This is a genomic window from Intrasporangium sp. (assembly GCF_040414665.1).
Taxonomy (GTDB): domain Bacteria; phylum Actinomycetota; class Actinomycetes; order Actinomycetales; family Dermatophilaceae; genus Intrasporangium.
In genome coordinates this window covers 1-5,114 of sequence record NZ_JBEDUL010000068.1, presented here as the reverse complement: position 1 = coordinate 5,114, position 5,114 = coordinate 1, and the positions used below count along the sequence as shown (strand labels likewise).

Genomic DNA, 5,114 nt, shown 5'->3' with positions numbered 1-5,114 from the left:
TGGAAGGCGTCCCCCTCGGCGAACTCCCACCCCATGATGGTCGAGATCCCTTTTGCGAGTGTCGTCTTCCCGCTACCCGACACACCCATGACGATGACCACATCGGGCCCCGTGACTGGACTCCGGGCTGTTGAGGCGTCGTCGACCATGTCTCTGAACGTAGCCCCTTGGCTTCGCCAATGGAGGCTTCCGCGGTCAAGTGCTGGTGAGCAAGGGGCGCGCCCAGCTCACCATCGAGACCAACCAAGCTCAGCGGCATACGGCATCTTCCGTATGCCGCTGAGCTCGCTTTACGACGGAGGCAACCACCCGCTCCTGCCGCGCTGGGACGCCGAGGGCAAACGGATCTAGGGTCTGAAGGTGAGCGAGCTCCCCGTACTGGGTCCCGAGGATCAGCGCGTCCTGGGCAGCCTCCTTGAGAAGCAGGCGACGGTGCCGACGTCGTACCCTTTCACCGCCAATGCGCTGCGGGCCGCGTGCAACCAGACGAGCAACCGAGAGCCCGTCGTCGACTTCGACGAGCAGACCGTCGAGCGGACCGCGCGTGCGCTCAGGGATCGGGGGCTGGTCCGGATCGTGTGGGCTGACACCGGCCGGCGGACGCTCAAGTACCACCAGATCCTCGACGAGCAGCTCGGGCTCGCCCCGGATGAGCGAGCGCTCCTCACAGTGCTGTTGCTGCGTGGCGCCCAGGCCCCCGGCGAGCTGCGTACCCGCACCGAACGGCTGCACGCCTTCGCCGACCGATCCGAGGTCGAGGCGTGCCTGCACAGAATGGCGGAGCGCCCGCAGCCTCTCGTGCGGGAGCTCGAGCGGCAGGCCGGTCAGAAGGACAGACGTTGGGTGCACCTCCTTGGGCCGACGCCGCACCGAGCCGACGTGGTCCCGGCAGCCGCTGTCGACCGAGAGTCAGTGATCACCGACGGGGCTGAGGCACGGGACGCGCGTGTGCGCAGGTCGTATGACGCGGTTGCCACGGCCTACGCCGATGCCCTGGCCGACGAGCTTCGGGGGTTGCCCTTCGAGCGTTGGCTGCTGGATCGGGTGATCGCCCACGCAGCCGGCCAGCCCGTCGTGGAGGTGGGCTCCGGTCCGGGACATGTCACGGCGTATCTGGCGGAGGGTGGCGCCGACGCCATGGGAATCGACCTCTCACCGGCGATGGTGACCGAAGCGCGCCGGCGGTTCCCCGGGCGCAGCTTCGAGGTCGGCGACCTCCGACGGCTGATGCGTCCGGCGACGAGTTCCGGGTGGGCCGCGGTCCTGGGCTGGTACTCACTCATCCATCTGGCACCCTCCGAGTTGGCCGACGCGGTGGGTGCGCTGGTCCGCCCACTGGCCCCTGGCGGATGGCTCGTCCTCGGCCTGCACGCGGGCGCGGAGGTCCGTCACCTCGTGGACTGGTTCGCTCACGAGGTCGAACTCGACGTCGTACTGCACGATCCGGCATTCGTGGTCGGAGTGGTTGAGGCGGCCGGGCTGGTCGACGTCGAGTGGTACGTGCGGGGACCCATCACCGCGAGGGGTGAGACGACCGAGCGTCTGTACGTCATCGGCCGGCATCGAACGTAGCGCGGTCACCGCGACCGGCCGGACGAACGGGCGTCGAGATCCTCCTCGCGTCCATTCATGGCCGGACGGTCAAGCCCCACGCAGGCAATAGTGAGGAACATGGAGGTGCCAGATGAGGGCGATTGTGGTGACTGATCAGAGCGCGGGGACGGCCGGGATGAGGCTGGTCGAACGGCCCGAACCGCGAGCAGCCATCAACGACGTCATCGTTCAGGTTCATGCGTCCGGATTTGTCTCCACTGAGCTGGGGTGGCCCTCGACGTGGACCGATCGTGCCGGCCGTGACCGAACCCCGTCGACTCCCGGCCACGAACTGGCCGGAGTGGTCACCGCGCTCGGCTACGGCACGACGGGGCTGTCGGTGGGACAGCGCGTGTTCGGCCTCGCCGACTGGCATCGCGACGGCACCCTGGCCGAATACGTGGCGGTCGAGGCACGCAACCTCGCGCCCTTGCCGGGCGACGTCGACTTCACGGTAGGCGCATCCCTGCCGATCTCCGGGCTGACGGCGTGGCAGGGACTCTTCCAGCACGGCCGACTTCAGGCGGGACAGAGCGTCCTCGCACATGGCGCGGCCGGCGCAGTCGGAACGATGGTGATTCAGCTCGCCCGCGAGGCCGGCGCGTTCGTCATCGGAACTGGACGCGCTGCCGATCGTGAGAAGGCGCTCGAGTACGGCGCACAGGAGTTCGTTGACCTCGAGAACGACGCGCTGGAAGACGTCGGCGAAGTCGATCTGGTCTTCGATGTCATCGGCGGCGAGCTTCAGAAGCGGTCGGCGGCCCTCATCAAGGCTGGAGGAACGCTGGTGTCCGTCGTCGGCCCGGTCGAGGTCCGGCCCCGTGACGGCCTGGCGGTGGATTTCGTTGTGGAGGCTGATCGAGCCGAGCTCGGCGAGATCGTCCAGCGGGTGCGGGACGGGAGACTGCGCACGAACATCGGAACGGTCGTCTCCCTCGACGACGCCGTCGCAAGCCTGAACTCCAGGGAGCGACGCAAGGGCAAGACGATCATCCGTGTCCGCCCGTAAGAATGCGCACGGGCTCCGGCCTGTGCGCGTGGACGGCGGCCAGCGCAGGGCTCCAGGCCTCCCTTCGGCGAACCCGGACACCCCGGCTTCCACGGCACACGACTCGACGCAAAGAAGGTTCGCAGCGCGGGGATGTTTGGGATCTGGCGGTCGGGTTTCCGCTCCGATTGCATACCCCCGCTGTCACATCGGAGCAGGTCAGGCCATGTCGAGTCGGCCCGGCGGCGGGAAGGGACTCGACTTCCGCACAGGCGTCGATGCCACCTGCGCGAGCACGGCGTCACTGACGATGAACTGGTCACCCTCGACCTGGCCCAGCCCTCGCGGCGCGGCACGCTCATCGACACCTTCCGGGACCGGCTCGTCGTCCCGGTCAGCGACGCCCACGGCCGGATCACGGGGTTCGTCGGTCGCGACACCAGCGGCCACCCCGAGGCGCCGAAGTATCGCAACCCCACCCACACCGCCCTCTTCGATAAGAGCACCTGCCTCTAGCGGCCCATGAATACCGCGGTGCCCGATGCGACGGTCATCGTCGTTGAGGGGCCGTTCGACGCCCTGGCAGTAACCGCGGCCGCTCCCGCCGGCGGTATGACGGAGCAGGTCGTCGCGTGCAGCACCCTTGGGACGACGGTCACCCGGCCCAGGCCCGACAAGTGCTCAGCTCTCGACCGAGCCGCCCGTCATCGCGCTCGACGCGTACTCTCGGCGCTCTCGCATTTGTTGTCAGGGGCACCGTGGCTTTGGCCGCGTTCGGCGCAAGGAGGATGCGATGAGGTTTTTTGATGGTGTGTCGCCTCGCCGCCAGCGGTGTCCTGCGCCGGGACTTCATCATGCGCTGCCGGACGAATGCAAAGGCACCAGGGCCCAGTCGCATGCAGCAGGCTGTGGACGCGCTCGGCCGGTTCGCGGCGCTACGGGCGCCGGAGGTGTCGGCATTTCGCTCCGGTGTCGACGGCGATTGAGTCCTCGTCGGAGGAGGCGAGCGTGGAGAACGCCATCGCGGCTCGACTGCTGGCGGGGGCGCCGCCTTCTGTGCTCACACCGGAGGTGACCGCCGGCTCAAGGGCATCTCATTGGCGATGCGTTACGGGACTGGCCCAGTGAGCCGGGTGCACCCCTGGCTCACGCCGACCGATGCCGCCGGGGCCTGCTGGTCCGTGAAGTGAAGGATGGAGATGATGCCGAGGAGGACCAGTGCGAGGAACGCCCAGGCGATGAGGAATAGGAACTGGCGCCAGTACATGAGGATCACGCTGGCTAGGACCAGAGCGACGATGAGACTCATAAGGGTTCACCTCACCTTCGTTCAGTCGCGGTTGCGATACAGCCATTCTGGATATGACTCCAGTCTGGTGTCAACTCCCAATTGTGGTGGACTGCGAATGGGACTCGTGTACAGTGGCGGGGTGGATGAATCGCTTGACCCCCGCCAGCGCAGCGCCCAGACGCGGCGGCGACGAACAAAGGACTCCTTGGTCAAGGCTGCTCAAGCCCGATTCGCCGATCTCGGCTGGCAAGCCACCCGGATCGAGGACGTCGCCAAGGACGCAGGTGTCGGCGTCGCGACCGCCTTCAGTCACTTCAGCAAGCAGTCTCTCCTTGGGCACGCCTACCGGCCGATCATCGAACCACTCCTCCAGCGAGCGACGGAGGACGTTGCCCACAATCGGGATCCGGTCGAGGCGTTGACACGACACGTCCACGAACTGGCTCAGATTGGCCGCAAGCACCAGAAGCTCACGATCTCGCTCCTCGCGGCCGTCCAGGAGCAAACGATCAGCGTCGGTGGTCAGCCGAAGCCTGACGACCGCAGCGACGTGCGAAGCATCGTGCCGCTGACCAAACCCATGATCGAGCTCATCGCCCACGGTCAACGCACGGGCACCTTCAGGGCCGATCCGCCAAGTGCAGACGTCGGCGCTTACCACACAAACGCGCTACTTCTCCGGATCATGACTTGGCCGCAGGAGTCAGCATCAGCCACGGCTGAACTCGTACTCAGCCAAGTGCTGCCCGGACTGATGAACATCGCCTCCCCAGCCAACGGGGGTAGGCCTACGCACGGGGGTGGGGAGGCCCCGCGGACCGTCGTCCGCATCAACGAGGTCGACCCCGAACCTCGAGGCATGCGCGTGCCTGCTGGGGCAACGGCTCACTGACCTAGTGTCCCGCGCCCTTGATCCGTTGCATTAGTTGCCCTCGCTACCGGGCCACCCCGTACCGCACCAGCCTGACCACCCGGCCCCGGACACCGGCGGCGCGACCCCAATGAATGACAGTGGAAAGCCGGGCAGACCGGCGAATCAGTTAGACCCGATCCCAGCAACCAGAACATTCGGCCCAGAGAGCGCGGAGCCGAACCTGGACGGTGGATCAAGGTTCGCGGACGTTGGACAGGCAATGCTCGCCGAGTCGTTCCAGCTGGCGCCTCCTGGTAGGCCTCCGTCAGTCAGAGCCATTCGACCTCGCGACCGGGTTGCCGGTAGGGGACGTGGCACGGGTTCCTGCG

The 5,114-nt window shown here is 67.1% G+C and carries 5 protein-coding genes; 4 read left to right on the top strand and 1 reads right to left on the bottom strand.

Annotation, left to right across the window (positions count from 1 at the left end):
- Positions 1 to 360 precede the first annotated feature (360 nt).
- From ABF401_RS08065 to ABF401_RS08055, 3 genes are all read left to right on the top strand, one after another.
- Positions 361 to 1,572 carry a DUF480 domain-containing protein gene (locus tag ABF401_RS08065; RefSeq protein WP_353509029.1) on the top strand — a complete coding sequence of 404 codons (1,212 nt, stop codon included), beginning with the start codon at positions 361 to 363 and terminating at the stop codon, positions 1,570 to 1,572.
- 127 nt (positions 1,573 to 1,699) lie between these two features.
- Positions 1,700 to 2,602 carry an NADP-dependent oxidoreductase gene (locus ABF401_RS08060; protein WP_353509028.1) on the top strand — a complete coding sequence of 301 codons (903 nt, stop codon included), beginning with the start codon at positions 1,700 to 1,702 and terminating at the stop codon, positions 2,600 to 2,602.
- Positions 2,603 to 2,734: 132 nt separating this feature from the next.
- Positions 2,735 to 3,097: a hypothetical protein gene (locus ABF401_RS08055; RefSeq protein ID WP_353509027.1), complete on the top strand. Its 363-nt coding sequence runs from the start codon at positions 2,735 to 2,737 to the stop codon at positions 3,095 to 3,097.
- A 592-nt stretch (positions 3,098 to 3,689) separates the two neighbouring features.
- Here the strand turns inward: ABF401_RS08055 and ABF401_RS08050 are convergent.
- A complete protein-coding gene (locus tag ABF401_RS08050; protein WP_353509031.1) occupies positions 3,690 to 3,890 on the bottom strand; it encodes a hypothetical protein in 201 nt (66 codons plus the stop codon).
- On the opposite strand from ABF401_RS08050, the gene ABF401_RS08045 reads away from it, so the two are divergent.
- Positions 3,820 to 4,764: a TetR/AcrR family transcriptional regulator gene (locus tag ABF401_RS08045; RefSeq protein WP_353509030.1), complete on the top strand. Its 945-nt coding sequence runs from the start codon at positions 3,820 to 3,822 to the stop codon at positions 4,762 to 4,764. The two genes, ABF401_RS08050 and ABF401_RS08045, sit on opposite strands and share 71 nt — an antisense overlap.
- Positions 4,765 to 5,114: the final 350 nt, after the last annotated feature.

Bases quoted from the DNA above. Each gene is read 5' to 3' on its own strand.
- ABF401_RS08055 (WP_353509027.1), top strand. From the start codon at position 2,735: ATGTTTGGGATCTGGCGGTCGGGTTTCCGCTCCGATTGCATACCCCCG.
- ABF401_RS08045 (WP_353509030.1), top strand. From the start codon at position 3,820: ATGAGGAATAGGAACTGGCGCCAGTACATGAGGATCACGCTGGCTAGG.
- ABF401_RS08050 (WP_353509031.1), bottom strand. From the start codon at position 3,890: ATGAGTCTCATCGTCGCTCTGGTCCTAGCCAGCGTGATCCTCATGTAC.